This is a genomic window from Stutzerimonas sp. NM35, from assembly GCF_054604355.1.
Genome location: NZ_CM137728.1, coordinates 866,982 through 891,750, shown reverse-complemented (window position 1 = coordinate 891,750; position 24,769 = coordinate 866,982). Strand labels below are relative to the sequence as shown.

Annotated in this window: 22 protein-coding genes; 11 read left to right on the top strand and 11 right to left on the bottom strand. The window is 59.4% G+C overall.

Features of this window, described 5'->3' with window-relative positions; all coding sequences use genetic code 11:
* Positions 1–73: 73 nt before the first annotated feature.
* The gene (locus ACYCFC_RS04285) at positions 74–1,987 is read right to left on the bottom strand and encodes an ATP-binding cassette domain-containing protein (RefSeq protein ID WP_459653213.1); all 1,914 of its coding nucleotides are present in this window, start codon (positions 1,985–1,987) and stop codon (positions 74–76) included.
* A gap of 243 nt (positions 1,988–2,230) precedes the next feature.
* Between ACYCFC_RS04285 and ACYCFC_RS04280 the strand changes: the two genes are divergently transcribed.
* On the top strand, positions 2,231–4,159 hold the full coding sequence (locus ACYCFC_RS04280) for a transglycosylase SLT domain-containing protein (protein ID WP_181084466.1): 1,929 nt from the start codon (positions 2,231–2,233) through the stop codon (positions 4,157–4,159).
* A gap of 208 nt (positions 4,160–4,367) precedes the next feature.
* Here the strand turns inward: ACYCFC_RS04280 and ACYCFC_RS04275 are convergent, their stop codons facing one another.
* The 3 genes from ACYCFC_RS04275 to yegS form a co-directional block, all read right to left on the bottom strand.
* Positions 4,368–5,171 (bottom strand): MOSC domain-containing protein, encoded by an 804-nt coding sequence (locus tag ACYCFC_RS04275; RefSeq protein WP_459653212.1) that lies wholly within the window; start codon positions 5,169–5,171, stop codon positions 4,368–4,370.
* 22 nt (positions 5,172–5,193) lie between these two features.
* On the bottom strand, positions 5,194–6,126 hold the full coding sequence (locus ACYCFC_RS04270; RefSeq protein ID WP_181084470.1) for a chemotaxis protein CheV: 933 nt from the start codon (positions 6,124–6,126) through the stop codon (positions 5,194–5,196).
* A 144-nt stretch (positions 6,127–6,270) separates the two neighbouring features.
* Positions 6,271–7,200: a lipid kinase YegS gene (yegS, locus tag ACYCFC_RS04265; protein WP_181084472.1), complete on the bottom strand. Its 930-nt coding sequence runs from the start codon at positions 7,198–7,200 to the stop codon at positions 6,271–6,273.
* A gap of 366 nt (positions 7,201–7,566) precedes the next feature.
* On the opposite strand from yegS, the gene ACYCFC_RS04260 reads away from it, so the two are divergent.
* The 9 genes from ACYCFC_RS04260 (at position 7,567) to ACYCFC_RS04220 (ending at position 18,443) form a co-directional block, all read left to right on the top strand.
* The gene (locus ACYCFC_RS04260) at positions 7,567–8,991 is read left to right on the top strand and encodes an undecaprenyl-phosphate glucose phosphotransferase (RefSeq protein ID WP_181084474.1); all 1,425 of its coding nucleotides are present in this window, start codon (positions 7,567–7,569) and stop codon (positions 8,989–8,991) included.
* 96 nt (positions 8,992–9,087) lie between these two features.
* Entirely contained in the window at positions 9,088–9,525 is a 438-nt protein-coding gene (locus ACYCFC_RS04255; protein ID WP_459653211.1) for a low molecular weight protein-tyrosine-phosphatase, read from the top strand.
* Positions 9,526–9,540: 15 nt separating this feature from the next.
* Entirely contained in the window at positions 9,541–11,751 is a 2,211-nt protein-coding gene (locus ACYCFC_RS04250) for a polysaccharide biosynthesis tyrosine autokinase (RefSeq protein WP_459653210.1), read from the top strand.
* A gap of 102 nt (positions 11,752–11,853) precedes the next feature.
* The gene (locus tag ACYCFC_RS04245) at positions 11,854–12,891 is read left to right on the top strand and encodes a glycoside hydrolase family 5 protein (protein ID WP_181084480.1); all 1,038 of its coding nucleotides are present in this window, start codon (positions 11,854–11,856) and stop codon (positions 12,889–12,891) included.
* 300 nt (positions 12,892–13,191) lie between these two features.
* A complete protein-coding gene (locus ACYCFC_RS04240; RefSeq protein WP_181084482.1) occupies positions 13,192–14,448 on the top strand; it encodes a hypothetical protein in 1,257 nt (418 codons plus the stop codon).
* Positions 14,408–15,292 (top strand): glycosyltransferase family 2 protein, encoded by an 885-nt coding sequence (locus ACYCFC_RS04235; RefSeq protein WP_181084484.1) that lies wholly within the window; start codon positions 14,408–14,410, stop codon positions 15,290–15,292. Before ACYCFC_RS04240 ends, ACYCFC_RS04235 begins: the two co-directional genes overlap by 41 nt.
* Positions 15,282–16,043, top strand: coding sequence for a WecB/TagA/CpsF family glycosyltransferase (locus ACYCFC_RS04230; RefSeq protein WP_181084486.1), 762 nt, complete (start codon positions 15,282–15,284; stop codon positions 16,041–16,043). Before ACYCFC_RS04235 ends, ACYCFC_RS04230 begins: the two co-directional genes overlap by 11 nt.
* Before the next feature lie 59 nt (positions 16,044–16,102).
* Positions 16,103–17,014, top strand: coding sequence for a GDP-mannose 4,6-dehydratase (locus ACYCFC_RS04225; protein ID WP_181084488.1), 912 nt, complete (start codon positions 16,103–16,105; stop codon positions 17,012–17,014).
* A 340-nt stretch (positions 17,015–17,354) separates the two neighbouring features.
* Positions 17,355–18,443 (top strand): polysaccharide biosynthesis/export family protein, encoded by a 1,089-nt coding sequence (locus tag ACYCFC_RS04220; RefSeq protein WP_459653209.1) that lies wholly within the window; start codon positions 17,355–17,357, stop codon positions 18,441–18,443.
* Positions 18,444–18,515: 72 nt separating this feature from the next.
* Here ACYCFC_RS04220 and ACYCFC_RS04215 read toward each other — a convergent pair whose 3' ends face one another.
* Positions 18,516–18,767 carry a YkgJ family cysteine cluster protein gene (locus ACYCFC_RS04215; RefSeq protein WP_181084584.1) on the bottom strand — a complete coding sequence of 84 codons (252 nt, stop codon included), beginning with the start codon at positions 18,765–18,767 and terminating at the stop codon, positions 18,516–18,518.
* 254 nt (positions 18,768–19,021) lie between these two features.
* On the opposite strand from ACYCFC_RS04215, the gene ppnP reads away from it, so the two are divergent.
* On the top strand, positions 19,022–19,303 hold the full coding sequence (gene ppnP, locus ACYCFC_RS04210; RefSeq protein WP_459653208.1) for a pyrimidine/purine nucleoside phosphorylase: 282 nt from the start codon (positions 19,022–19,024) through the stop codon (positions 19,301–19,303).
* A gap of 26 nt (positions 19,304–19,329) precedes the next feature.
* Here ppnP and ACYCFC_RS04205 read toward each other — a convergent pair whose 3' ends face one another.
* Genes ACYCFC_RS04205 through ACYCFC_RS04180 form a run of 6 tightly spaced genes read right to left on the bottom strand, consistent with a single transcriptional unit; the run spans position 19,330 to position 24,741 of the window.
* A complete protein-coding gene (locus ACYCFC_RS04205) occupies positions 19,330–21,267 on the bottom strand; it encodes a response regulator (protein WP_459653207.1) in 1,938 nt (645 codons plus the stop codon).
* The gene (locus ACYCFC_RS04200; protein WP_459653206.1) at positions 21,257–22,126 is read right to left on the bottom strand and encodes a sensor histidine kinase; all 870 of its coding nucleotides are present in this window, start codon (positions 22,124–22,126) and stop codon (positions 21,257–21,259) included. The genes ACYCFC_RS04205 and ACYCFC_RS04200 overlap by 11 nt, the downstream gene beginning before the upstream one ends.
* On the bottom strand, positions 22,123–23,130 hold the full coding sequence (locus tag ACYCFC_RS04195) for an ATP-binding protein (protein WP_181084498.1): 1,008 nt from the start codon (positions 23,128–23,130) through the stop codon (positions 22,123–22,125). The genes ACYCFC_RS04200 and ACYCFC_RS04195 overlap by 4 nt, the downstream gene beginning before the upstream one ends.
* A complete protein-coding gene (locus ACYCFC_RS04190) occupies positions 23,127–23,531 on the bottom strand; it encodes an anti-sigma regulatory factor (RefSeq protein ID WP_181084500.1) in 405 nt (134 codons plus the stop codon). Before ACYCFC_RS04190 ends, ACYCFC_RS04195 begins: the two co-directional genes overlap by 4 nt.
* A complete protein-coding gene (locus ACYCFC_RS04185) occupies positions 23,528–23,890 on the bottom strand; it encodes an STAS domain-containing protein (protein ID WP_181084502.1) in 363 nt (120 codons plus the stop codon). The genes ACYCFC_RS04190 and ACYCFC_RS04185 overlap by 4 nt, the downstream gene beginning before the upstream one ends.
* Complete coding sequence (locus ACYCFC_RS04180) at positions 23,890–24,741, bottom strand: STAS domain-containing protein (protein WP_459653205.1); 852 nt, start codon at positions 24,739–24,741, stop codon at positions 23,890–23,892. The genes ACYCFC_RS04185 and ACYCFC_RS04180 overlap by 1 nt, the downstream gene beginning before the upstream one ends.
* Between the last annotated feature and the right edge of the window lie 28 nt (positions 24,742–24,769).

Genomic DNA, 24,769 nt, shown 5'->3' with positions numbered 1-24,769 from the left:
ACATTGATCCATCTCATGAAGTCGACCTTGTATGTTGACTGATAGACGCTGCCGCAGCCCTCGAACGCTCCGCTTATTCTTCCAGCTCGGCCCAGCGCTCCAGCAATCCGTCCAGTTCCTGCTGCAGGGTCTCCAGGCGGGCCAGGACCGCAGCCGTCGTTTCGGCTGGCTGCTGATAGAAAGCCGCGCCCGAGATTTCCACCTGCAAAGCCTCGATGGCTTTTTCCACCTCATCGATTTTGCCGGGAAGCGCTTCCAGCTCACGCTGCAATTTGTAGCTGAGTTTCTTCTTTGCCGGCGCCGTCTCTACAACAGCCGGCGCAACTGCAGCGGGCTCGGCACTGGCCTTGGCTTCTTTCGCTTCGGCCAGGGCTTCGGCAACGCCCAGCAAGCGTGGCGAACCACCCTGGCGCAGCCAGTCCTCATAACCACCGACGTATTCGCGCACCACGCCATTGCCCTCGAACACCAGGGTGCTGGTGACCACGTTGTCGAGAAAGGCACGGTCGTGGCTGACCATCAGCACGGTACCCTGGAAGCTCAGCAGCACTTCCTCCAGCAGTTCAAGGGTTTCCACATCAAGGTCGTTGGTCGGCTCGTCGAGTACCAGCAGGTTGGCCGGCTTGCTGAACAGCCTGGCGAGCAAGAGTCGTGCCCGCTCACCGCCAGACAGCGCTTTCACCGGTGTACGCGCGCGTTGCGGACTGAACAGGAAGTCGCCGAGATAGCTCAGTACGTGCCGGCTCTGGCCATCGATGTTGATGAAGTCGCGGCCCTCGGCGACGTTGTCGATGACGGTCTTTTCCAGATCCAGCTGGTGACGCAACTGGTCGAAATACGCCACTTCCAGCTTGGTGCCGGCCTCCACCTTGCCACTGGTCGGCTGCAGATCGCCCAGCAGCAGCTTGAGCAGCGTGGTCTTGCCGGTGCCGTTGGCGCCGAGCAGACCGATACGGTCGCCACGCTGCAGCACCATGGAAAAGTCACGGATCAGCGGTTCGCCGCCCGGATGGGCAAAGCTCGCATGCTCGACGACGATGACCTGCTTGCCGGACTTTTCCGCCGTTTCGATCTGGATATTGGCCCTGCCCTGCTTTTCGCGACGTTCGCTGCGTTCGACGCGCAATGCCTTGAGCGCACGCACGCGCCCCTCGTTGCGGGTACGGCGGGCCTTGATGCCCTGGCGAATCCAGACCTCTTCCTGGGCCAGCTTCTTGTCGAACAGCGCGTTGGCGGTTTCTTCCGCCGCCATCTGCTGCTCCTTGTGCACCAGGAAGCTGGCGTAGTCGCCGTTCCAGTCGATCATGCGCCCACGGTCGAGTTCGAGAATGCGCGTGGCCAGGTTCTGCAGGAAGGCACGGTCGTGGGTAATGAACAGCACCGCGCCATTGAAGCCGAGCAGCGCCTCTTCCAGCCAGGCGATGGCGCCGATATCCAGGTGGTTGGTGGGCTCGTCCAGCAGCAGCAGGTCGGGCTCGGACACCAGCGCCTGGGCCAGCAGCACACGTCGACGCCAGCCACCGGACAGCTCGGCCAGGGTCTTGTCGGCAGGCAGCTGCAGGCGGCTCAGGGTGCTGTCGACCAGTTGCTGCAGACGCCAGCCATCCTTCGCTTCGAGCGCTTGCTGAACGTGCATGAGCTTGTCCAGATCCGCGTCATCGCGAATGTTCTGGCTCAGGTGATGGTACTCGGCGAGCAACTGGCCCACGCCGGACAAGCCCTCGGCCACCACGTCGAACACCGTACGTTCGTCGGCCAGCGGCAATTCCTGCGGCAATTCGCCGATCTTCAGCCCCGGCGCACGCCAGATTTCGCCGTCGTCCGGCAGCTGGGTGCCCTTGACCAGGCTCAGCATGCTGGATTTGCCCGTGCCGTTGCGGCCGATGATGCACACCCGCTCACCCCGCGCAATCTGCCAGGACACGCCATCGAGCAGGGGATGGGTGCCATAGGCGAGGGACACATCGGTCAACTTGAGCAGGGTCATGGCTACCTCCGGAAAACAGGGCGCGCAGTCTAACAGACCGCCAGGAAACTACCCGCGTTGCCAACGTCCAGGTTTTTCAATGACCAGCCAGCGGAGCGCAGCCATAAACCTCGACAAACGCGAAGCCCCCCTTTGTCGGAAGTCCGGCCCTGTTTGTTTCAAGAGCTTAATCCCGCATTTAACTGGGAGGTTGGCCACGCTAAGCTAGCCGCAGAACATCCCTGCCCCGTTTCCGGAAGTATCATGCGCGGTCGCCTCTCCAGTTTCTGTCTTTGCCTGCTGCTCGCTGCCGTCACCTTTCAGACCACCCACGCCGCCACTCTTGAGCAGCAACGTCGTTATTACGACGAGGCCAAGCAGGCGCTGGCCAAGGGTAACAGCGGGCCTTATCGGCGTTACGCCAGTGCGTTGCGGGACTATCCGCTCGAACCCTACCTGGCCTATGACGACCTGACTGCGCGACTCAAATCGGCCAGCAATGATGAGGTCGAAAAATTCCTCGCCGAGCACGGCGACCTGCCCCAGATCAGCTGGATGAAGCTGCGCTGGCTGCGACTGCTGGCCGCTCGCGGTGACTGGCAGCCCTTCGTCAGCCACTACGATCCCAAGATGAATTTCACCGAGCTGGACTGCCTGTTCGGCCAGTACCAGCTTGCCAATGGCCATACGCAGCAGGGTTATGCCACCGCCCAGCGGCTCTGGCTGGTCGGCAAGTCGCAGCACAATGCCTGCGACCCGCTGTTCGAGCGCTGGAGCGCTGCCGGGCAACTCACCGAGGACCTGCGCTGGCAGCGCCTCAAGCTGGCCGTCGAGAGCGGCAACAACGGCCTGGCCGCTTTCCTGGCGAAAAACCTGCCGACGCTCAAATCCCAGGGCGAACGCCTGATCGAGATCGCGCAGAAACCGCAACTGCTGAATCAACCTGAACGCTTTTCCCCGGCCAGCCGGACCACGGGCGATATCGTCTCGATCGGCCTGCGCCGCCTGGCACGGCAGAACCCGGAACAGGCACTCGCCCTGCTCGATGGCTACGCCCGACGCCTGTCGTTCTCAGAGGAAGAAAAGGTCGCCATCGCCCGGCAGATCGGCCTGACCCTCGCCAAGCGCTTCGATGCTCGTGCGCTAGCGGTCATGGCCGACTATGACCCGCACCTGCGCGACAACACGGTCAGCGAATGGCGCGCGCGCCTGCTGCTGCGCCTGGGCCGCTGGGATGAGGCGCATGCCCTGACCCGACGCTTCCCCGAAGAGCTGGCCAGCAGCAACCGCTGGCGCTACTGGCAGGCGCGCAGCCTGGAACTGGCGCAGCCCAACGACAAGCAGGCCGCCCTGCTCTACCAGCCCGTCGCCACCGAGCGGGATTTCTACGGATTCCTTTCCGCCGACCGCATCCAGGCGCCTTACACCTTCAATCACCAGCCGCTGAAGCTGGACCCGAAGGTGGTGCGCAAGGTGCGCAACACCGCCGGCATTCGTCGCGCCCTGGAATTCCATGCGCGCGGGCAGATCGTCGATGGTCGCCGCGAGTGGTATCACGTCAGCCGCCTGTTCAGCCGCGACGAACTGGTGGCCCAGGCGCGCCTGGCCTACGAAATGGAATGGTATTTCCCGGCGATCCGCACCATCAGCCAGGCGCAGTACTGGGATGATCTGGATATCCGCTTCCCCATGGCCCATCGCAGCAGCCTGCTCAACGCCGCAAAGGCACGGGACATCCATCCAAGCTGGGTCTTCGCCATCACCCGCCAGGAAAGCGCCTTCATGGCCGATGCCCGCTCCCACGTCGGCGCCACGGGGCTGATGCAGCTGATGCCGGCCACCGCGCAGGAAACCGCCAAGCGCTTCAACATTCCCCTTTCATCGCCCCAACAGGTCCTCAACCCCAACACCAATATCCAGCTGGGCACGGCCTATCTCAGCCAGATCTACGGTCAGTTCAAAGGCAACCGGGTGCTCGCCTCGGCGGCCTACAACGCCGGGCCGGGCCGGGTGCGCCAATGGCTGAAAAACGCCGAGCATCTGCCCTTCGACGTCTGGGTCGAAAACATCCCCTTCGATGAAACACGCCAGTACGTGCAGAACGTGCTGACCTATTCGGTCATCTACGGGCAAAAGCTCAATTCACCGCAGCCGCTGATCGAGTGGCACGAGCGCTATTTCGATACGCAGTGACGCGCGCCGCTTAGAACCTATTCAAAGTCTCGCGAGCTAGAGCAATGCAAGGCAAAAACAGGCGAGGACGCGGAGTTTACAGCTGTAAATGAGTAGTACTTACTTCGTTCGCCCTGCGGGCCGCGCTAAAGCGCGTTAGCCGCAAGCGGCTTTCCGAGCCTGTTTTTAACGCAGCAGTGCCGGCGCGCAGCAGACTTTGAACAGGTTCTTACGCCAGGACTTCCACCGGCATCCCCTCGATCAGCTCTCCGGTTCCCTCGGCGATCAGGTTCTGGCCGAAAAGCACGCCGTCACGACTCTTGCGATAGGTCAGCAACGTGGCCATGGGCTCCAGATCAGGGCTGCGCTGCGCCGTGGCGGGATCGATGAGAGGAATCGCGCAGCGCGTGCAGGGCTTGACCACGCGAAACTCGATGGCGCCGATGCGGATGCGTTTCCAGTCATCCTCGGCATAGGGCGCGGCATCGGCGATCACCAGGCTGGGCCGGAAGCGCAGCATGTCCAGCGGCCTGCCGATCCTCGCACACAGGTCATCCAGCGATGCCTGGCCGATCAGCAGGAAGGGAAAGCCATCGGTGAAGGCGGTGAGCTCGCCGTCTTCGGCGAAGTTCCGGTCGATCTGGATGGCGTCATTTTCAGGCAGATACACCAGGCGCACCGCGCGACCGAGGAAGCGGCTCAGCCATTCGGCCACGTGATCGCCGCTATCCGGTACGCGCCGCACTTCGCCCCAGATGAAGGCGCCACGCAGGGGCGCCGAGGCTGACGGCACCGGGACGTCCAGCGCGGGCATACCGGGCGCATCCAGCCGCACGCCCGCCTCACCCTGCCAGCGCAGTTGCAGCAGCGCCATGGCCGGCAGTGAACGCTGGGTGAGAAAACGCCCATTGCTTGCGTCGATCAGCATCCAGCGCCGGTCGCCATGCAACCCGAGCGATCCGCACCATGCCTGATCGAGCATTTCACCCGCACCGGACTTGAGGGGGTAGCGATAGAGTGCGGACAGATGCATGGCGCTCTCGACTTTTATCAGCTCAGTTGGGTTCGTCCTGCAGCAGACGCTCACGAACGACGTCGACCAGTTTCTCCGGCTGGAACTTGGAGAGGAAATTGTCGCAACCGACCTTCTTCACCATCGCCAGGTTGAAGCTGCCCGACAGCGAGGTGTGCAGGACCACGTACAGATCGCGCAGACGCGGGTCGTTGCGAATCTCGGTGGTGAGGCGGTAGCCGTCCATTTCCGGCATTTCCGCATCGGTGAAGACCATCAGCAGCTTGTCGGTCAATACCTCGCCGGCATCGGCCCAGGCCTTGAGCTTGCCCAGCCCTTTCAAACCGTCACTGGCGGAATGCACAGCGATACCGAGCTGACCGAGGGTTTCGCGCAACTGCGCCAGTGCGACGTTCGAATCATCGACGCAGAGCACTTCACGGCCTCTGGCGCGTTCGAGTACCGGATCGGCGAGGCGCTCGGGCGAGATGCTGGTGTCATAGGGCACGATTTCCGCAAGCACTTTTTCGACGTCGATCACTTCGACCAGCTGGTCTTCCACCTTGGTAATGGCTGTCAGGTAATGCTGGCGCCCCGCCGTCGTCGGCGGCGGCAGCACCTCTTCCCAGTTGAGGTTTAGAATGCGATCCACGCCTCCGACCAGAAAAGCCTGCACCGAGCGGTTGTATTCAGTGACGATGATGGTGCTGTTCTCGTCGGGCACCAGGGGACGCAAACCAATGGCGCGCGACAGGTCGATGACCGGCAGCGTTTGTCCGCGCAGGTTGACCACGCCGCAGACCGAACCATGACGATGCGGCATCAGCGTCATCTTCGGCAGTTGCATCACCTCCTGCACTTTGAACACGTTGATGGCGAACTTCTGCCGGCCCGAAAGCCTGAACATGAGGATTTCCAGGCGATTCTGGCCTACCAACCGGGTGCGTTGATCGACTGAATCGAGAATGCCGGCCATGAAGGACTCCTTGTTGAATACGGGACATGAAGGGCTATCGGCAGCAAGGCTCGACGCTTTATGTGGCCCAGCACCAATTTGTCCTGCCCATCATCGGCCCCGCCAGCCAATAGCGCAATGCCATCACACCGCTCTCTGGATGCTTCAACGAGGCAGATTGCGCATTTCGTACAGCGTGGCATCGCTCAGCAGGGGGCAATCGACGGGCAGATGCATCCGCAAGGCCCTGGCCTTTACGGAGAAACGCATGTGCTTCGCCGCCGCCGGTTCGCCGTCGAGGTTGATATCGATCTCTTCCGGCGCCTCGATTTCAAGCCAGGGCAGACGCGCGTTCACCGAGACGCTGTCGATCCCCCGCAAGCCTCCGCTCAACAAGGTACCCAGAGTACCCACCGCGTCGACCGGCGCCGGGACGATGCACAGGTCGAGCAAGCCATCATCGGCCAGCGCCTGCGGACAGAGCAATTGCCCACCACCCGACTGGCGCCCATTACCGATGCCCATTGCGAGAAAATCCCCTTCCCAGGTGAAATCCGGCCCGCTAAAGCGTCCCCAGGCCGAACGTATTTCACTGAAGCGCGACAGGCCGGTCAGCAGGTAGGCGCCGCCGCCCAGCACCTTTTTCAGTTCCTCGGAGGTGCTGGCCGTCACCTTCGAACCAAAGCCGCCCGTGGCCATGTTGATGAACGGCTCGCCGTTCATCTCGCCGACATCGATCCGCACCGGCGGACGCTCCAGCAACGCCAGGGCATCGAAGGGCTCCAGCGGGATGCCGGCAGCATGGGCGAAATCATTGGCCGTGCCCAACGGCAGCAGCGCCAGGCTCGCATCCACACCCGACTCCAGTAACGCCTGAGCGACTTCACACAGCATGCCGTCGCCGCCGCCGGCAACCAGTGTCCGATAGCCTTCATCCAGCGCTTGCTGAACCAGGCGCTGAGCATCGCCGGGCTCCCAGGTCACGCGTACCGCCAGATGTCGATCAAGCTGTCGCCAGGCATTGACCGCCGTGCGCACCTCGTCATTGAGCGCCTGCTTTCCATGAAGAATCAGCAACGCCCCGGATACGTTCATGACCATGAATTCCTGTAGTTGACCGAGAGCTAGGACCCGCCTGCGCGTAATAAGTTGTGAGCGCTGCGGTGTTCGCTCAAACCGCGCCCCAACACCTTGACCGATGGTCAGAAACGCTCAGCCGAATCCCTTAATGGGTTCCGTTACAAATAATTATTCCTTTTATTTCAATCGCTTGGGCTACCCGCTTAATTCCTGCCAACAAATCGCCACTTTGTACGCCTGCGCTGAACTCATTTCACGGGGGGTGGTCGGAGCAGTTGTCCGGTTGAAAGCTTGCAACAGCGGCCTGTCATTCAGAACCGCGGATCGCGGCGATCTAAACGAGAACATTGAGCTGACAATAGCCGAAGGAAGGAGCCTTGTATGCGCTTACAGTCCGTTGGAACCCTTGAGTACGCCCACCCCAGTTTCATCGATTACTTTCTTGCCAGCATTCGCCTGATCCACGGACTCACAGCGGTATTGCCAGGTATCCTGCTCCTGCTGTTTCTGCCCATCGCCGGCGGTACTTTCAGCACCTTCCTGATGTTCTTCGGCGTGATCAGCGTCGTGATCTTTCAATCGGTGGGCATCTACAGCGAAGAGGTGTTCAGCACTCTGTTGCGCTTTCGCACCATGCTGGTGGCCTGGGCGGCGGCGTTCAGCCTGCTGATCTTCATGCACCAGGGGCTCGGCATGTTCAGCTACCTGGAAACCGGGCACCTGGTGTTCTGGTTCATGACCAGTGCCGTCCTGTTTGGCGCTGAGCGCATGCTGATGCTCGCCCTGTTCCGCCGCCTCATGGCCAAGGGCGTGTACCTGCAGAATGCGGTGATTCTCGGCGGCACCGACAACGGTGTGCGCGTGGCTGAGTACCTGGCCCATCATCGTGATATTCGCACCGGCGTGCTCGGCTTCATCGACGACCGCCTGGAGCGCCTGCCAAAGCAGCTCGCCAATCTGCCGCTGCTGGGTAATACCCGCGACCTTGAGCAAATGATCCGCGAGGAGAAAGTCACCCAGGTGCTGGTCGCCCTGCCCTGGTTCGCCGACAGCCGCATCGGCCAGGTGATCAACGAACTGCGCAAGCTGCCGGTCAATGTGCTGCTGGTCCCCGACATGGTTGCCTTCCGCCACGCCAACAAGCGCATCACCGAGGTTGCCGGTCTGCCCACGCTGATCGCCTCGGACCTGCCGTTGCGCGGCTGGTCGCCGATGTTCAAACGCATCGAGGACATCATTCTCTCCAGCCTGGCCCTGCTGGCCGCCGCTCCGGTGATGCTGCTGCTCGCCCTGGCGATCAAGCTCGACTCTCCAGGCCCGGTGCTGTTCAAGCAGAAGCGCTACGGCTACAACAACCGGCTGATCGAGGTCTACAAATTCCGCTCGATGTACCACGCCCGCTCGGATGCCAATGCCGAGCGCCAGACCACCCGTGACGACGACCGCATCACCCGCGTTGGTCGTTTTATCCGCAAGACCAGCCTGGACGAGTTGCCACAGTTGCTGAACGTGTTCCTGGGCAGCATGTCGATGGTCGGTCCGCGCCCCCATGCAACGGCGACAAAGGCCGCTGGCGTGCTTTTCGAAGACGCCGTATCCGAGTATTCCGCACGCCATCGGGTCAAGCCGGGCATCACCGGCTGGGCGCAGATCAACGGCTATCGCGGCGAAACCGACACCCTGGAAAAGATCGAGAAGCGCGTCGAGTACGACCTGGACTACATCGAACGCTGGTCGGTCTGGTTCGACCTCTACATTCTGGCCCGAACCATTCCCGCCCTGCTGTTCAACCGGGACGTCTACTGACGAACCACCGTGCGCAAAGGAATGAACCCATGAAACGAGCCACTATGGAATGTGTGTTCCGCGCACTCCCAGCCTCCCATGTCGTGAGAGGGTGAGATGTTCCAGAACATATTGATCGTCTGCGTCGGCAACGTCTGCAGAAGCCCCGCAGCCGAAGCGCTGCTGCTGCACCGACTCCAGGGCAGAGGCCCCTCGGTCAGCTCCGCCGGCATAGGCGCCCTGGTAGGCAATCCGATGGACAAGCTCGCCCAGCAGGTGCTGCAGGAGCATGGGCTGGAACATGCGACCCACCGTGCCCGGCAGGTCGATAGCGAACTGCTGCACCAGGCCGACCTGATCCTGGCCATGGAGCAGAGCCATATCCAGCACCTGCGCCAGATCGCCCCCGAAGTACATGGCAAGACCTTCCTGATGGGCAAATGGCTGGACGACATGGAAATACCCGATCCCTTTCGTCAATCCAAACCCGCTTTCAACCACGTTCACAGCCTTCTGACGCAAACCGTCGAGAGCTGGCTTCCTTACCTTGAATAAGAAGAAGGAACTTCAATGACCACCATGCCACGCCCTATCTATGAAACCAAAGAGGACAAGGACATTGACCTGGCCCACCTCTTCGATACCTTCCTCAACAACCGAGGCACCATCGCAGCGATAACCGGCTTTTTCGCGGCGCTGGGCATCGCCTATGCACTGCTCAGCACACCGGTGTATCTGGCTACCGCGATGATCCAGATCGAGGCCAAGAGCGGCCTGCCGAGCCTGACCGATGTCGTCGGCAACGCGCCGGCGGTGTCGCCCGCCCAGACGGAAATCGCCCTGCTCAAATCACGCTCCGTAGTAGGCGGCGCAGTCGAAGCGCTGAATCTCGACATCATCATCGAACCGCGCCATTTCCCGCTGATCGGCGGTTTCATGGCGCGCAACTTCGAGCCGACCGAAGAAGGCGAGCTGGGCTGGTATCCAGCCGGCTTCGAATCCTATGCCTGGGGTGGTGAAACCTTGCGCATCTCCCAGCTCATCGTGCCGGACAAGATCCATGGCGAAGAGCTGACCCTGGAAGCCGCCGAAGACAATGGCTTCATCCTGCGCGACCCGGATGGCGAAGTGGTCGCCCAGGGCGTGGTGGGCGAGCCGGTGGAAACGCCCGATTACGGCATCACCGTCGCCGAACTCAACGCCCGTCCCGGCACCACCTTCAACGTGACCCGCAACCGTACCTACGCGACTACCGAGGATTACCAGAACCGTCTGTCCGCTGGCGAGCGCGGCAAGCAGTCCGGCATTCTCAACGTGACCCTGGAAGACACCGATCCGGACAAGGCCATCGAGGTTCTGGAGGAAGTCGCCAAACGTTATGTGGAACAGAACATCGCACGAAATGCCGCCGAAGCGACCCAGAGCCTGGAGTTTCTCAGCGAGCAGGTACCCGAGGTTCGCAAGAAGCTCGACGCCGCCCAGACCGCGCTGAATCAATACCAGACCGGCAATCGCTCCGTGGATATCTCGGCTGAAACCCAGTCGGTGCTCGACCGCATCGTCGACCTGGAAAAGCAGATTTCCGAACAGAACCTCAAGCGTACCGAGATGGAGCGGCGCTTTACCCGCCAGCATCCGAACTTCCAGGCGCTGATGAACCAGATCAACCAGTTGCAGAACCAGAAGAGCGAGCTGGAAAAGCAGATCAGCACCCTGCCATCGACCCAGCAGGAGCTGCTGCGCCTGACCCGTGACGTCGAAGTCTCGTCCGAAACCTACGCAATGCTGCTGAACAAGACCCAGGAGCTGGACATCATCCGCGCCGGCACCGTGGGCAATGTGCGCATCGTCGACCACGCCGCCGCCGACATCGACACACCTCTCAAGCCGAACAAGCCGCTGGTCGTCATCGTTGCCACCCTGCTCGGCGGGCTACTTGCCGTTGCCTTCGTCTACGTGCGCGAAGCACTCAAGCGGGGCGTGGAGAACCCGGAAGAAATCGAGCGGGCCGGGATTCCCGTGTATGCCGCCATTCCATTCAGTGACAAGCAGGGCCTGCTGGAAAAGCGTCTGGCCAATTTCAAGCGTGACAAGAGCAACGCCTCCTATCTGCTGTCGATCAACGACCCTGCCGACCTGGCTACCGAGGCCATGCGCAGCCTGCGCACCAGCCTGCACTTCGCCATGATCGAAGCCAAGAACAATATCCTGATGATCACCGGCCCGAGTCCTGCGGTGGGCAAGTCCTTCGTCACCAGCAACCTCGCCGCCGTGATCGCACAATCGGGCAAGAAAGTGCTACTGGTCGATGCGGACATGCGCAAGGGCTACCTGCACAAGGTCATGCGCTGCCAGGGCGACAAGGGCCTCTCGGATATCCTTTCAGGCCGCATCACGCTGTTCGATGCCATCCAGAAGACCCCGCTGCATAACCTGCACGTGATCGCCCACGGCCAGTTGCCGCCGAACCCGTCGGAGTTGCTGATGCACGAGAACTTCTCTCGCTTCGTCAGGGAAATCAGCAGCATGTACGACCTGGTGATTTTCGATACGCCGCCCATCCTTGCCGTCACCGATGCCGCACTGGTCGGCAGCCAGGCCGGCACCACTTTGATGGTGACCCGCTACGGCCTCAACGGTATCAAGGAGATCGAGCATGCCAAGCGGCGCCTGGAACAGAACGGCCTGCTGGTCAAGGGCGTGATCTTCAACGCCGTGCTGCGCAAGGCATCCAATTACAGCGATTACGGTTACTACCAGTACGAATACAAGAACAAGTGAGGCATTGGCCACGTGCCGTCCGCCTGCCCTGCCGAACTGCCCGCACAGCGGGCAGGCGCTCGCATCCAGCAACCATCGGCAGGCCAAATACAGGTAAAAATCATGCTCTCGTCTTTTAAACGCGCGCTGCGCTTCATCGCGGCACTCTCGCTGGCCGCCTGCGCATCAGGCGCGCTGGCTGATTCCAACCCGACCGGGATCGACCTGATCGGCATCAACCTGTCCGGCGCCAACTTCGCCCCGCATATCACACCGGGGAAAGTCGGCACCAATTATTTCTATCCCGAAAAGAAACATTTCAGCTATTACGCCGACAAGAACATCCGTCTGGTCCGCTTCCCCTTTATCTGGGAGCGTCTGCAGCACGATCTGAACAAAGGCATCAACTTCGACCAGATGCGCCTGCTCAGGAAAACCCTCGACCTGGCAGCACGGCATGGGCAGAAAGTCATCCTGGACATGCACAACTACGGTCGCTACAAGGGACAGCTGATCGGCTCGCCCGAGGTCCCCTACTCGGCCTATGCGAATGCCTGGCGCCATCTTGCCGAAGCCTTCAAGGGCCATCCCGGCCTGCTCGGCTACGACATCATGAACGAGCCCCATTCCACCGAAGGCTTGTGGCCCGGCGCCGCCCAGGCCGCAGTCGATGCCATCCGTGAAGTCGACATGCAGACGCCGATATTCGTGGAGGGTGACCGCTGGGCCAGCAGTTTCCACTGGCGCCTGGTAAACGAGGATTTCCTGATCGAGGATCCCGCGGACAACCTCATCTATTCGGCGCATATCTACTTCGACAAGGATTTCTCGGGGCGCTATGCCGAGGATGAAGTCGTCGATCCGATGCTGGGCGTCGAGCGGGCCCGGCCTTTCGTGGAGTGGCTCAAGGAACACGGCCAGAAGGGCTTCCTCGGCGAATACGGCGTGCCCGGCCATTCCGAATCGATGCTCGTCGCCATGGACAACATGCTCGCCTACCTTAATGAAAACTGCATTCCCAGCGCTTATTGGGCCGGCGGACCCGGTTGGGGCAAATACGTGCTGGCGGTCGAGCCCATCGACGGCCAGGACCGTCCACAAATGCGCATTCTGCAAAAACATATTTCCAATGACTGCGCCGATATCGGCCCCAATCCATGATGCTTTGCAGTTCATGGCGAAACAATATCATTGAGCTGATACGGAGTTTTCTGAGATTCGACAATCCAGAAAAAATCATCGGATTTCACGCAACCCCCACAGGAACCGGCGGTCAAACCTTGCGATCAGTCAATAACGGACTTAATCACTGGCGTTTCGTTATGGATACACCGGTACGCTTCGTATAAGCCCGATCCATGAGCATATCGAGCAGATACTCGTACCAGGCCGACACTGACAAAAGTGCATTTGCTGCAAATATTCGCATTCAAAAGGAAAAGGCACCCAAGGACTCAGGTGATGACAAACATCAGCTCAAGATTATTTTATGTGCCACTGATCATTGCACTGTTCATCCTCCACTTTTCCGTGCTGGGCGACAGTACACACAACCCCATTGGCTTCAAATTTCTCAACGAAGCCTATCTGGCGATTTGCCTCGGTTTATCTCTGCTGCTGATTCTCGCATCCACGGAGGAATCAGCCCGAGAATACCGGGTGCTCATGTATTATGCATTTTACAGCGCTTTCGTATTCATTCTGCTGCCCGCCATCTTTGCCTACCATACGTTCGGCCAGCCTATTGTTTACGGTCTTATCGAAGAGCGGCGGATACTTTTCGCTTTCGGCTTCGTGCCCCTGCTGCTGCTTGCCAAACGGGTGACCACCCTTCAATTCGAACGTGCACTGGTTTATGCGGCACTCATTGCTGCCATCCTTTCTTGGCTGTTCAAATTCGGTCTGATACCTGATTTGCGCACGGAACAAACATCCTGGGATCGCCCGGACCGTTCCTCGATCGGTCCGTTCCTGCTGTGCTTCACCTATTTCTACTGCATTCAGATCTGGGCAAAAGGTCAATCGCCCATCACGGGTGAGAAGCGCCAGAAGTTTTTTTACCTGATCGTCGCCGCCCTTATTCTGCTGACACTGGTTTTCGCAACTCAGACACGCCAGCTCATCGTCCTGTGCCTAGCCTTTACCCTGTTCTGTCTCAGAGCCAAAGCTCTGATATGGGCTGCTTCGCTCTGCATTCTCTTATCTCCATTTTTCTTTTACCCGGCACTTCTTGAAACTCTCGGCTTGAATCTTGAATTTTATACAAGCAACTTCGAGGAAGGCGTTGAAGATGGCGTACGCCCCAATACCATTGCATCCATATTCAATCATCTGGCGCTGGTCAAATGGTTACCCAGTGGCTCCCTGTCACTGATGTGGCAGGACGGCTTCATTCCCTATTTCGGCGAACACTTCTTCCTCTCCGACGTCGGCATCATTGGCACACTGTTCCGCTTTGGCTTTCTGACCTTCATCTTGGTCCCTCTGACGCTCTACATCTATCAGCGCATCGCTCGCAATATCAATTCAGACATGAGCTTCAGCTACGCGGCAATTCTCGCATTCATGGTGATCTGGCCTCTCAATGGCATGTTCGAATATGTCCAGCCGGTTATTGTCATGCTTTTCGTTATACACGCTCTAAGAGCACGCCATCTCCGCAGCAAGGAACGAGCACATGAACGTCGCACTTATTCTCAACTACAAAGCTGCTACTGAGACCATCAGTTGCGCTGAGAGCATGCTTGAGCACTGCGGAACACTCGATCATGTCGTGATAATCGACAATGATTCACAGGATGGTTCTGCAATAGCCCTGCAACAATGGCTGGAGGAAAAGCAGTATTCGAACGTCACCCTGCTCAATAATCCTCAAAACAGCGGTTATGCAGGCGGCAACAACTATGGCCTGCGCTGGGCTATGGAGAACCTGCAGCCGACGCATTTCTGGGTCGTCAATAACGACACCTATGTAGACAGTGATGCCTTTTCGCCTCTACTGGAAGCACTTCGGCAGAATGATCGGCAATTCGTCGGCTCATTGGTCCTGAGTGCCGATACCGGACGGCTGGAATGCTATGGCGGTGGGAAACTCTACCCGATACTTGGAAAGGCGCGTTTGCTGGGTAAAGATCAAAGCATCGAAACCATGCAACAGCAGGGCCTTTTGCACAGCCCCGATTACCTGATGGGCTGCAGCCTTGCCTTTTCCGCAGCGCTGACAAAAGAAATCGGGCTGATGGATGAAAAGTACTTCATGTATTTCGAGGAAGTGGACTGGCAATATCGCGCCAGAGAGTTTGGCGTCTCGATAAAAGTAGTACCCGCCAGCCGCCTCTTTCACTATGGCTCGCTCAGCCTGGGCAGTCGCTCGGCGTTCTACCACTACTATCGAAACCGTGCCGCCACACGCTTCAACAAGCGTTTCTACGGATCAGGTTTCGCACTCGTCTCCGCTTTTCTTCTATCGGCCGTCACCACCATCAAGGAGTTCAAGAATCCGACTCTCGCATGGTCGGGCATCAAAGGCGCTTTCAAGGGAGTAGCAATGAGTGTCAAGTGATACTAGAGCCTTCGGCATAAATTTTTATTCCGGCAACAAGAAAACGTTGCTGGCCAGTATTCGCGAGGGCGTCAAACAGCCCTACTCATTCGTGGTTACGCCAAATGTCGATCATCTGGTTCAACTGGAACACGACAATGCCCTGCGTGATGCTTATGCAAAAGCGCGCTGGAGGCTCTGTGACAGTCGCGTTCTGCTATCGCTGCTGGATCGACTGGGTATCCATATCGAAGAAGCCATTCCGGGAAGTGATCTGACGCTCGATCTTCTGCAATGGGCAAACGACGACTGCCTGCGCGTGGTATTGATCGGCTGTTCGACTACCGAAACGCAGAAACTCCGTGCCCTGTATCCCGGCATTCATCTTTATCACTACAACCCGCCCATGGGCTTTATCGAAAAACCGGAAGAAGTGCAGCGCTGCCTGCAATTCATCCGTGACACCCCGTCGGAGCTGGTGCTGTACGCCGTCGGCACCCCTCGCGGAGAGATATTGGCCGCAGCCACCCATGCCCATGAGCGCTCGGGAATGGGCTTCAGCATTGGCGCCTCCATTGCCTTCGCCACCGGCACCATCAAACGAGCTCCGCTGTGGATGCGCGAATGCAAGCTCGAATGGCTGCACCGCATGTGCCTGGAGCCACGGCGACTGGCAAGGCGCTATTTCAATGACGCGCTGTTTATCGTGCCGGCGTATCTGCGGGAAAAGCATTCAAGGCACAAGGCCAGCCCCGCGAAGCAGGAGTCCTGAAGTGTTGGCTTTGCGACTTGACTAACCACCGCCCCCTTCAAACCGATGCAGGGAAGTAAATGAAAGCGCTGATTACGGGCATTACCGGCTTTACTGGTCGCTATATGGCGGAGGAACTCGCGGCGCACGGCTACGAAGTTCACGGCCTCAGCTATCGCCCTCCACAAGGCGAACTGCCTGCGAGTATTACCGCGATACACAGCTGCTCGCTGGATGATGCACAAACACTGCGGGACCTGCTGCTGGAACTGCGCCCGACTCACGTAGTGCATCTGGCGGCGGTATCTTTTGTAGCGCATACCGACGCAGACGCCATCTACCAGGCCAATCTCATCGGGACTCGGCACCTTCTCGAAGCATTGCGCTCGATTACAACGGATCTTGCCGCGGTGATTCTGGCCAGCAGCGCGAACGTATACGGAAATACCGAAGGTGTACTGGAAGAATCCTCCACCCTGGCGCCCGCCAACGATTATGCGGTCAGCAAAACGGCAATGGAGTATCTGGCACGGCTCTATGAACGGCATTTGCCACTGATCATTACCCGCCCGTTCAATTACACGGGCATTGGTCAGCCTGAGCAGTTTCTGATTCCCAAAATAGTCGCACACACACGCCGCCGTGCCGAAATCATCGAACTGGGAAACCTGGATATCGCCCGGGATTTCTGCGATGTACGCCACGTGGTGCGAGCCTATCGACGACTTCTCGAAACACCCGAGGCGATTGGCCAGACCATCAATATCTGCTCGGGTACTGCCCACACTTTGCAGTACGTTCTCCAGCAGGCCGCGCTGATATCCGGGCATCGAATGGAAGTCAGGGTCAACCCCGCCTTCATACGCAGTGCCGATGTAAAAAACCTGTTCGGCTGCAGCGCCAAACTGACCCGTCTGATAGGCGAACTGAAGCCGATAGAACTGCGTGAAACCCTGCGCTGGATGATTGAAGCACCTGAGACAAGGGCTTGAAGAGAGTTCATGACAACCGGAATGGCGCTTGAACAAGCAAGGCTAGGCGCCGCATTGCGCCTATTTCCGTTGCGCAACTCATCGCAAGCAATTTGTCCCATTGCCCCTGAACCCCGCCGAAACACAACGGTCTATGACTTCTGTGAACGGCAACGCCACATGCAGCAAGGCTGTCGGCACACCGACCCCATAACCATCGAGCCACTCCGCATACATCACGCAGCACTGGTCGAATGAATATGGAGAGCCGGTTCCATCTGATTCTTTCAAGTGACAAGCGACAAGTGAATCCAGCCGTTTCACTCCGAAAAACAACTATTCCGTCAAGGATGAAGACCCCATGAAACCACTATTTGCGCTCGCGTTCTCTTCCGTTCTGGTACTCCAGGGATGTGTGTTTTCACCTGGCCAATACCTTGACCCGGATGAGTTCAAGGAAGGAGCAGAATCGGAAAACGGCAGCGTACAGTTGCTGCGTATCACGCCGGAAATGCTCAAGGGCGAGCTGTCTTCCGACAAAGGCACCTCCAGCAAGCAGGAGCTGATCGATTACAAGCCTGAAGCCTATCGCATCGGTGCGAACGACCTGCTCTATATCACCGTCTGGGATCACCCCGAACTGACTGCGCCGTCCGGCCCGCAACAGCAACTCGACGCCAACGGTCGCCTGGTTCGCCCGGATGGCACACTCTTCTACCCCTATATCGGCAACGTCAACGCCGCAGGCCGTACCATCGAAGAGCTGCGGGCCGAGATCGCACGCCGCCTTGCCAACTACATCGACAGCCCGCAGGTCGATGTCAGCCTGCTGCGCTACGGCAGTCAGCGCGTCGTCCTCTCGGGCGCCTTCAATACCGCCGGTGAAGTGCCCGTGACCACCGCACCGATGACCATCGTGCAAGCCATCGGCCAGGCCAGCATCGATACCGAAAATGCCGACCTTTCCAGCCTGATGCTCAAGCGCGGCGGTCGCGAATACATGCTCAACCTCGATGACCTGAACCGCCCGGACTCCTGGCTGCATCAGGTCTACCTGAGGGACGGCGACCAGCTGCACCTGCCCTATAACGATCAGAAGAAGATCTACGTTCTTGGCGAGGTCACCCAGCCACAGGCGCTGAACTTCAAGACGTCGAGCTACAACCTGATGGATGCAATCGGGACAGCCGGCGGCATTCGCCAGGAAACGGCCGATGGCGAAGCGGTCTACGTCATTCGCGGCGCAGAAAACATCGCGACCGAGCAGGCCAAGGTCTTCCAGCTGAACGCCAAATCGCCCACCGCTTTTGCCCTGGCCAAGAGCTTCCCGCTCCAGCCCCAGGACGTGGTTTTTGTCGGTCCGGCAGGCATCACACGCTGGAACCGCTTCATCAGCCAACTGCTGCCATCGGCTACGGTCGTGGGCACCGGAGCAGCATTCAGTCGTTAAATCGGCTTTCACCATTCGCGGCTGAAGCCGCTCCCGCAGTGGGAGCAGCTTCAGCCGCGAAGTTTTTTTACATCAAGCCGTGGCCTGCTCCAGCCATCCCAACAGCCGAATGGCATCCTCCTGGCTCTCACCGCAAACACTTTGGTCCGCACTGAACGCCGCGCACACCGCAGGCCGGGTCGGCTGAGCAAACAGCTCGCAGAGATTCGTATCCGAAAGATGCAGACAACGCACACCTGCCGGCTTGCCGAGTGGCATGCCGGGAAGCGGACTGCTGATCGAAGGGGCAATGCAACAGGCACCGCAACCAGGGCGACACTCCATCCCTGTCATCCGAGAAAAAAACGGGCGCCGATAATAATCACTGCCGAGGCAAAACGCAGCATGCGAGGCGCCCCGCGCATCGGCTACTTGCAGGTACCGGAGGCTTGCGATGCAGCAGCCCGCTGAAACCTGGCTATCTCTGGGCCGGGCTGTGTCTGATGGATGTCTTCCGACTGAACTGAAAGCTGCGCTGATGACGCCACCACAGCGCTTGGGCATACTTGCCAGCCTTTTCCCCACTTCAGGTAATCCACATGTTCAAGGTCAACGAATACTTCGACGGCACCGTCAAATCCATCGCCTTCGACATGGACGACGGCCCTGCCACCATCGGTGTCATGGCGCCAGGCGAATACGAATTCGGCACCGCTCAACTGGAAGTCATGCATGTGGTCGCCGGCAGCCTGGACGTCAAACTACCCGGTAGCGACTCCTTTGAAACCTTCACCAGCGGCACCCGCTTCACCGTGCCGACCAACAGCAAGTTCCAGTTGAAGGTCGCAACCGATACCGCGTACTTGTGTGAATACCGATAAGCAGCCTGGGACGAACCCGCAGGCCGTCATCTCAATATCCGAAAAACCTTGTTGAGCAGTTCGGCTGTCTGGAAAGGCTTGGTGATAACGCCCATGCGCGTGCCAAGGAAGCTTTTCTGGTCAGCCGTGCCTTCGGCGTAGCCGGTCATGAACAGGATCGGCAATTGCGGGCGAGCGACACGCGCTGCGTCGGCCAGCTGGATGCCGCTAAGGCCGGGAAGGCCCACGTCGGTCAGCAGCAACTGGATGGAGTCATCCTGCTTCAGCAGCGACAGTGCCGCCTTGGCATCGCCGGCCTGGCTACAGCGATAGCCGGCTTCGACCAGCATCTCGGTGATCAGGAGTTGTACCAGGGGCATGTCTTCGACGATAAGGATGTGCTCCCCGTCTCCCTGAGCCTCGATTTCCGAGGCCTCTGCAACCGGGCTCACCGCACCTTCAGTTGCCGGTAGCAGCAGCGTGACTTCAGTGCCCTGGCCAACGACGCTGCGGATACGTATTTCGCCGCCGGACTGACGCGCAAAACCATAAACCGTCGACAGCCCCAGACCGGTCCCCTGCCCTAGTGGTTTGGTGGTGAAGAAAGGGTCGAAGACCTTGTTGATATTCTTCGGGTCGATGCCGGCGCCATCGTCGCGCACGCTGATGGCTACGTAGTTTCCGTCCGCAAGCTCAGTATTACCGTGCGAACGCGCGGCGAAGGTGGTGATGTGGATATTGCCACCCTCGGCCAGCGCGTCGCGCGCATTGACCACGAGGTTGATCAGGGCGTTGTCCAGCTGGCTGGCGTCGACATGGGCTACCGCTTCCTTCAGGTTCAGGTGAAGCGTGAGGGTGATGTCCTCGCCGATGGTTCGGCGCAGCAGATCCTCCAGCGAGCGCACCTGCTCATTGATGTCGACCGGATTCGCATTCAGCGGCTGCTGCCGGGCAAAGGCCAGCAGGCGATTGGTAAGCGCAGCAGCCCTGATCGCCGAATGCTGGGCAGCATCGGCAAAACGCAGCGCATCGGCACTACGGCCTTCGGCTACGCGCTTTTTCATCAGGTCGATGCCAGTGATGATTCCGGTGAGCAGGTTGTTGAAATCATGCGCGATTCCGCCGGTCAGCTTACCCAGGGCATCCATCTTCTGCGCCTGGAAAAGCTGGGCTTCGGTGCGCGCACGCTCTACCACTTCCTGCGCCAGTTGCGCTTGGGCATTGTCCAGCAGCTTGAGTTGTACGCGCTCACGCTGCCGCTGCTCAGTGACGTCTTCGACGAGGATCAGCCCAATATCCGGTGGCTGATAAGGCGACAGTTGCCACTCGGTTTCGCGCAACGTCCCATCTACGAACAGATCCAGCGAGGTTTGCCAGCGCTCGCCAGCTGCCAGATGCGCCCGCAACTGCTCCAGGACCTGTTCCTGGTTTGGCGCAAAGCAGCCCTCCAACGGGCCGTTGCTGCCCTCATTGCCGATCAGCTTGATGAATGCCTGATTGCACTGATGAATGTTCAGCCCGGCATCGATTACCGCGATAGGCGCGGAGATGTTGGTGAATATTTCGCGAAAACGCTTCTCGCTTTTGCGTAGAGCCTCTTCGGTAATTCTCACTCGCAACAGTGTACGCAACGTCGCGAGCAGCACATCGTGGTCCACGGGATGGATCAGGTAGGCGTCCGCTCCGGCATCGAGGCCGGTGATCATATCCCCTGTTTCGATGGAAGCAGCCGACACGTGAATCACGGGCAGCAGCGCAGTGGATGCATCGATGCGCAGTTGCCGGGCAACGTCGAAACCGCTCATGTCCGGCAGATTGACATCCAGCAGCAGTGCATCGACCTGTTCCGCTGCGATCAGCGCCAGGCCTTCGGCACCTGTCCCCGCCTCCAGCACAGCGTAGCCGTGACGTTCGAGAACGCGCCGCATGGCATAGCGAGTCGCGACGTTGTCATCGACAATCAGCAGCTGGCTGTCACGCTTCATCGGCGCCCTCCGGTTGTAACGCAAGTGGAATGACCACGAAAAATGTCGAACCCTTGCCCGGCTCGCTCTCGACCCCAACCCGGCCACCGAGCAGATCGGCGAAACGCTTGCACAGCGACAGCCCCAATCCGGTGCCACGCAGCCTTTTCTGCAAGGGGCTGTCGACCTGGCTGAAATCCTCGAATAGTGCCTTGTGCAGCTCTTGCGGAATGCCTATGCCGGTGTCGCACACTGCGAAACGGACTTCGCTGCCATCGATCACCTGCGCGGATATGCGCACCTCGCCCTGCAGCGTGAATTTGAGTGCGTTCGAAATGAAATTACGCAGAATCTGTGCAAGCTTCTTGTCGTCGGTATACAAGCGCAGCACGGTTTCAGGTTCTTCGAAAATAAGGTCGACTTCCGAGCCCTCCACGATCGGTCGGAACATTCCGCGCAACGCTGAAAACAGGTCGAGCATATCGAACCATGCCGGAGAAATGGTCACTCGCCCGGCCTCGATCTTGGCCAGGTCGAGCAGGTCGCTGACCATTTCGCTCAGTTCAGTGGCGGAGGATCGGATAAAGCGCACCTGCTTGTGTTGCTCTTCACTCAGCGGTCCGTCCAGCTCATCACTCAGTAGCCTGGCAATGCTCAGGATGGAGCCGAGCGGCGTGCGGAACTCATGGCTCATGTAATGCAGGAAGCGGCTCTTCAGATCGGAAGCCTGGCGGAGTTCTTCTGCCTGGGTATCGAGTTCGGCATAGAGCGCCAGAACACCCTGATTGGTCTCCTCCAGCTCGGCGCGCAACGACTCGTTCTCAAGGCACAACGTTTCGATCCGGGACAGCTCACCCGCATCGGGTATTGAATCGCTCACTCAGTGTCTCCCAAGGCAATCACCAGAACGGTCACGTCGTCACGCCCCCGGCAGAAATCCCGATGCAGCAGCGCAGCGATTACAGCGGGATGACGGTTCGCGAGCCCAGGATAGTCGCCAAGGCTCCAGCGCGACTGCAGCCCGTCGCTGTGCATGATCAACAATTGACCAGCGGCATCGGTATAGTCGAATACCTTGGCCTTGCGGTACTGCACCCCGACAATACCTGGATGCGAGGCCAGCCCACGTGACTGTTCAAGACTCAGCAGGCGAGCGCCGATATTGCCGATGCCGGCGAATTTCAGGCCTCGCGTATGCGGATCGAACTGCGCCACCGCGACGGCGCCGCCGCGACTGGAGGTCATCGCCTGGTGCATGTCGCTCAGCAGTTCTTCCGGAGCCGCAAAGGGCTGCGCGGCGAACGCCAGGGCACCCGCTTCCGCAGCCTGCTGTGCTTCCTCGCCATGCCCCAGGCCATCGATGACCAATGCACTGACACGGCCATCCCGGATAGCGAGATGCCAGGCGTCACCACAGGCCGGAAGGTTGTGCAACGCATGTTGGGTGATGCCGAAGCGGTAATCATCGACCGTGCCGCCTTGAGAATAAAGCCGCGCCATCACCACGGCACCGCGTGCATCGGCATAGGCGTCGAAGACCGTCGCCTGGCGTGATAGCGAGCCGAGCCCCGTGCCTTGGGTACCGCGTGTGGAAAAGCCGTCCGACAGACAGGCCCGAAGGTCGAAGCCCGGCCCGCGATCAACCGCGATGATCTCGATTCCATCGGCATTCTTGCCAGGCAGGGTGCGCACATGCATCACGCCGTGCCCGGCATGTTTGAGAATGTTGGTAGACAGCTCGGTGGCCACCAAGGCAACGCGGCCTGCATCGGTGGTATCGAAGCCGATCTCCTCGGCCAGCCGCTGTGCCAGCCGGCGGGCGTGGCCAACCTGGCTTACTTCCTCCATGGCGACCACTTGAGTAACGCTTCCCCGCAGATTCATGTCCATCGGGTAATGGTCACTCGTGTACCGGCTCCCGGTGCGCTATCGAGCTCGAACTCATCGACGAGACGCTTGGCACCGGTCAAGCCCAGACCGAGGCCACTACCGGAAGTCCACCCATCTGTCATGGCGAGCTTGAGATCAGGTATGCCGGGCCCCTCATCGCGAAACGTCAGGCGAATGCCGACCCGCGGCCCATCTTCCAGAATGACCCAGTCCATATCGCCACCACCGCCATATACCACTGTGTTGCGTGCCAGTTCGCTGACTGCGGTGACCAGCTTGGTCAGGTCGATCAGGCGCAGGCCACAAGCCTGCGCGAGCTTGCGTACTTCCTGGCGGGCTTGCACAACGTCCTGTTCGACGCGTACCGGTTGGCTGCCGCTGCTGCGGATGTTCATCGAGTATTCACACGGCTACGCAATAACTGCATACCGCGCTCGACATTGAGGGCCGTACTGACGCCCGGCAGCATCAGCCCGAGTTCCACCAGCGTAATGGCTACCGCCGGCTGCATGCCGACCACGACGGTTTCGGCGTCCATGATCTTCGACACACCGGAGATGGTGCTGATCATCCGTCCGATGAACGAATCCACCATATCCAGCGCGGAAATATCAATGAGCACGGCCCGCGCCGAGGTCGCACTGATGCGCTCGGCCAAGTCATCCTGAAGGGTGATGGCGAGTTGGTCGTGCATGTCGACCTGGATGGTAACGAGCAGAAACTCACCCATCTGCAAAATCGGAATACGTTCCATCAGACCGCCTTGGTGACGCGAAGGCCAGAACGGCTCAGCGCGAGCGCAAGGGCATCGGCGAGGTTGGCTTTGGTGACGATGCCTTGCAAGTCCAGGCCCAGGTGCACGATGGTCTGAGCGATTTGCGGGCGCACACCGCTAATGATGCAGTCGGCGCCCATCAGGCGAATGGCAGTAACCGTCTTGAGCAGGTGCTGGGCGACCAGCGTGTCGACGGTCGGTACCCCAGTGATATCGATGATGGCGATTTCCGAACCGGTATCGACGATACGCTGCAACAACGACTCCATCACCACCTGAGTGCGCTGTGAATCGAGGGTGCCGATCATCGGCAGCGCAAGCACGCCTTCCCACAGTTTCACCACCGGTGTCGACAACTCCAGCAGTTCTTCCTGCTGACGCTTGATCACCGCCTCGCGGGATTTCTGGAAGGTACGAACGGTATGCAGGCCGAGCGTGTCGACGATTTCCGACAGGGTCCAGAGCTGCTCGGCGAACTGCTCCGCGCTGTCGGAATATTCGTGCTGAAGTACCATCATCAACGGACGCTTGATGGAGAAGACGAAGCTGGCCGTCTGTTGGGAGTCGAAGCCCGCAAGGACGCGGCTATGCGACAGTTTTTCCAGGAACAGGCGCATCTCGGCCCATGCAGCCCCTCCCAGATCGTTATCGCTACCTGCGCTCAGACTCGAAGTCAACAGCCCCAGAAACTCGCCTGTTTGCTGAGCGAGGTTGCCAGCCTTCATGCCGCGCTGCGACCCATCGGCCTCAAGATTCTCGGTCCAGGCAGTTTGCAGTTCCGCATGATTCGCCTGTATAGCAGTGACGGTGCGTTGATGTAGCGTTGCCATGTATCCCGCTCCTTGTAATGGAAACCGT

Bases quoted from the DNA above. Each gene is read 5' to 3' on its own strand.
- ACYCFC_RS04285 (WP_459653213.1), bottom strand. From the start codon at position 1,987: ATGACCCTGCTCAAGTTGACCGATGTGTCCCTCGCCTATGGCACCCAT.
- ACYCFC_RS04280 (WP_181084466.1), top strand. From the start codon at position 2,231: ATGCGCGGTCGCCTCTCCAGTTTCTGTCTTTGCCTGCTGCTCGCTGCC.
- ACYCFC_RS04275 (WP_459653212.1), bottom strand. From the start codon at position 5,171: ATGCATCTGTCCGCACTCTATCGCTACCCCCTCAAGTCCGGTGCGGGT.
- ACYCFC_RS04270 (WP_181084470.1), bottom strand. From the start codon at position 6,126: ATGGCCGGCATTCTCGATTCAGTCGATCAACGCACCCGGTTGGTAGGC.
- yegS (WP_181084472.1), bottom strand. From the start codon at position 7,200: ATGAACGTATCCGGGGCGTTGCTGATTCTTCATGGAAAGCAGGCGCTC.
- ACYCFC_RS04260 (WP_181084474.1), top strand. From the start codon at position 7,567: ATGCGCTTACAGTCCGTTGGAACCCTTGAGTACGCCCACCCCAGTTTC.
- ACYCFC_RS04255 (WP_459653211.1), top strand. From the start codon at position 9,088: ATGTTCCAGAACATATTGATCGTCTGCGTCGGCAACGTCTGCAGAAGC.
- ACYCFC_RS04250 (WP_459653210.1), top strand. From the start codon at position 9,541: ATGACCACCATGCCACGCCCTATCTATGAAACCAAAGAGGACAAGGAC.
- ACYCFC_RS04245 (WP_181084480.1), top strand. From the start codon at position 11,854: ATGCTCTCGTCTTTTAAACGCGCGCTGCGCTTCATCGCGGCACTCTCG.
- ACYCFC_RS04240 (WP_181084482.1), top strand. From the start codon at position 13,192: ATGACAAACATCAGCTCAAGATTATTTTATGTGCCACTGATCATTGCA.
- ACYCFC_RS04235 (WP_181084484.1), top strand. From the start codon at position 14,408: ATGAACGTCGCACTTATTCTCAACTACAAAGCTGCTACTGAGACCATC.
- ACYCFC_RS04225 (WP_181084488.1), top strand. From the start codon at position 16,103: ATGAAAGCGCTGATTACGGGCATTACCGGCTTTACTGGTCGCTATATG.
- ACYCFC_RS04220 (WP_459653209.1), top strand. From the start codon at position 17,355: ATGAAACCACTATTTGCGCTCGCGTTCTCTTCCGTTCTGGTACTCCAG.
- ACYCFC_RS04215 (WP_181084584.1), bottom strand. From the start codon at position 18,767: ATGGAGTGTCGCCCTGGTTGCGGTGCCTGTTGCATTGCCCCTTCGATC.
- ppnP (WP_459653208.1), top strand. From the start codon at position 19,022: ATGTTCAAGGTCAACGAATACTTCGACGGCACCGTCAAATCCATCGCC.
- ACYCFC_RS04205 (WP_459653207.1), bottom strand. From the start codon at position 21,267: ATGAAGCGTGACAGCCAGCTGCTGATTGTCGATGACAACGTCGCGACT.
- ACYCFC_RS04195 (WP_181084498.1), bottom strand. From the start codon at position 23,130: ATGAATCTGCGGGGAAGCGTTACTCAAGTGGTCGCCATGGAGGAAGTA.
- ACYCFC_RS04190 (WP_181084500.1), bottom strand. From the start codon at position 23,531: ATGAACATCCGCAGCAGCGGCAGCCAACCGGTACGCGTCGAACAGGAC.
- ACYCFC_RS04185 (WP_181084502.1), bottom strand. From the start codon at position 23,890: ATGGAACGTATTCCGATTTTGCAGATGGGTGAGTTTCTGCTCGTTACC.
- ACYCFC_RS04180 (WP_459653205.1), bottom strand. From the start codon at position 24,741: ATGGCAACGCTACATCAACGCACCGTCACTGCTATACAGGCGAATCAT.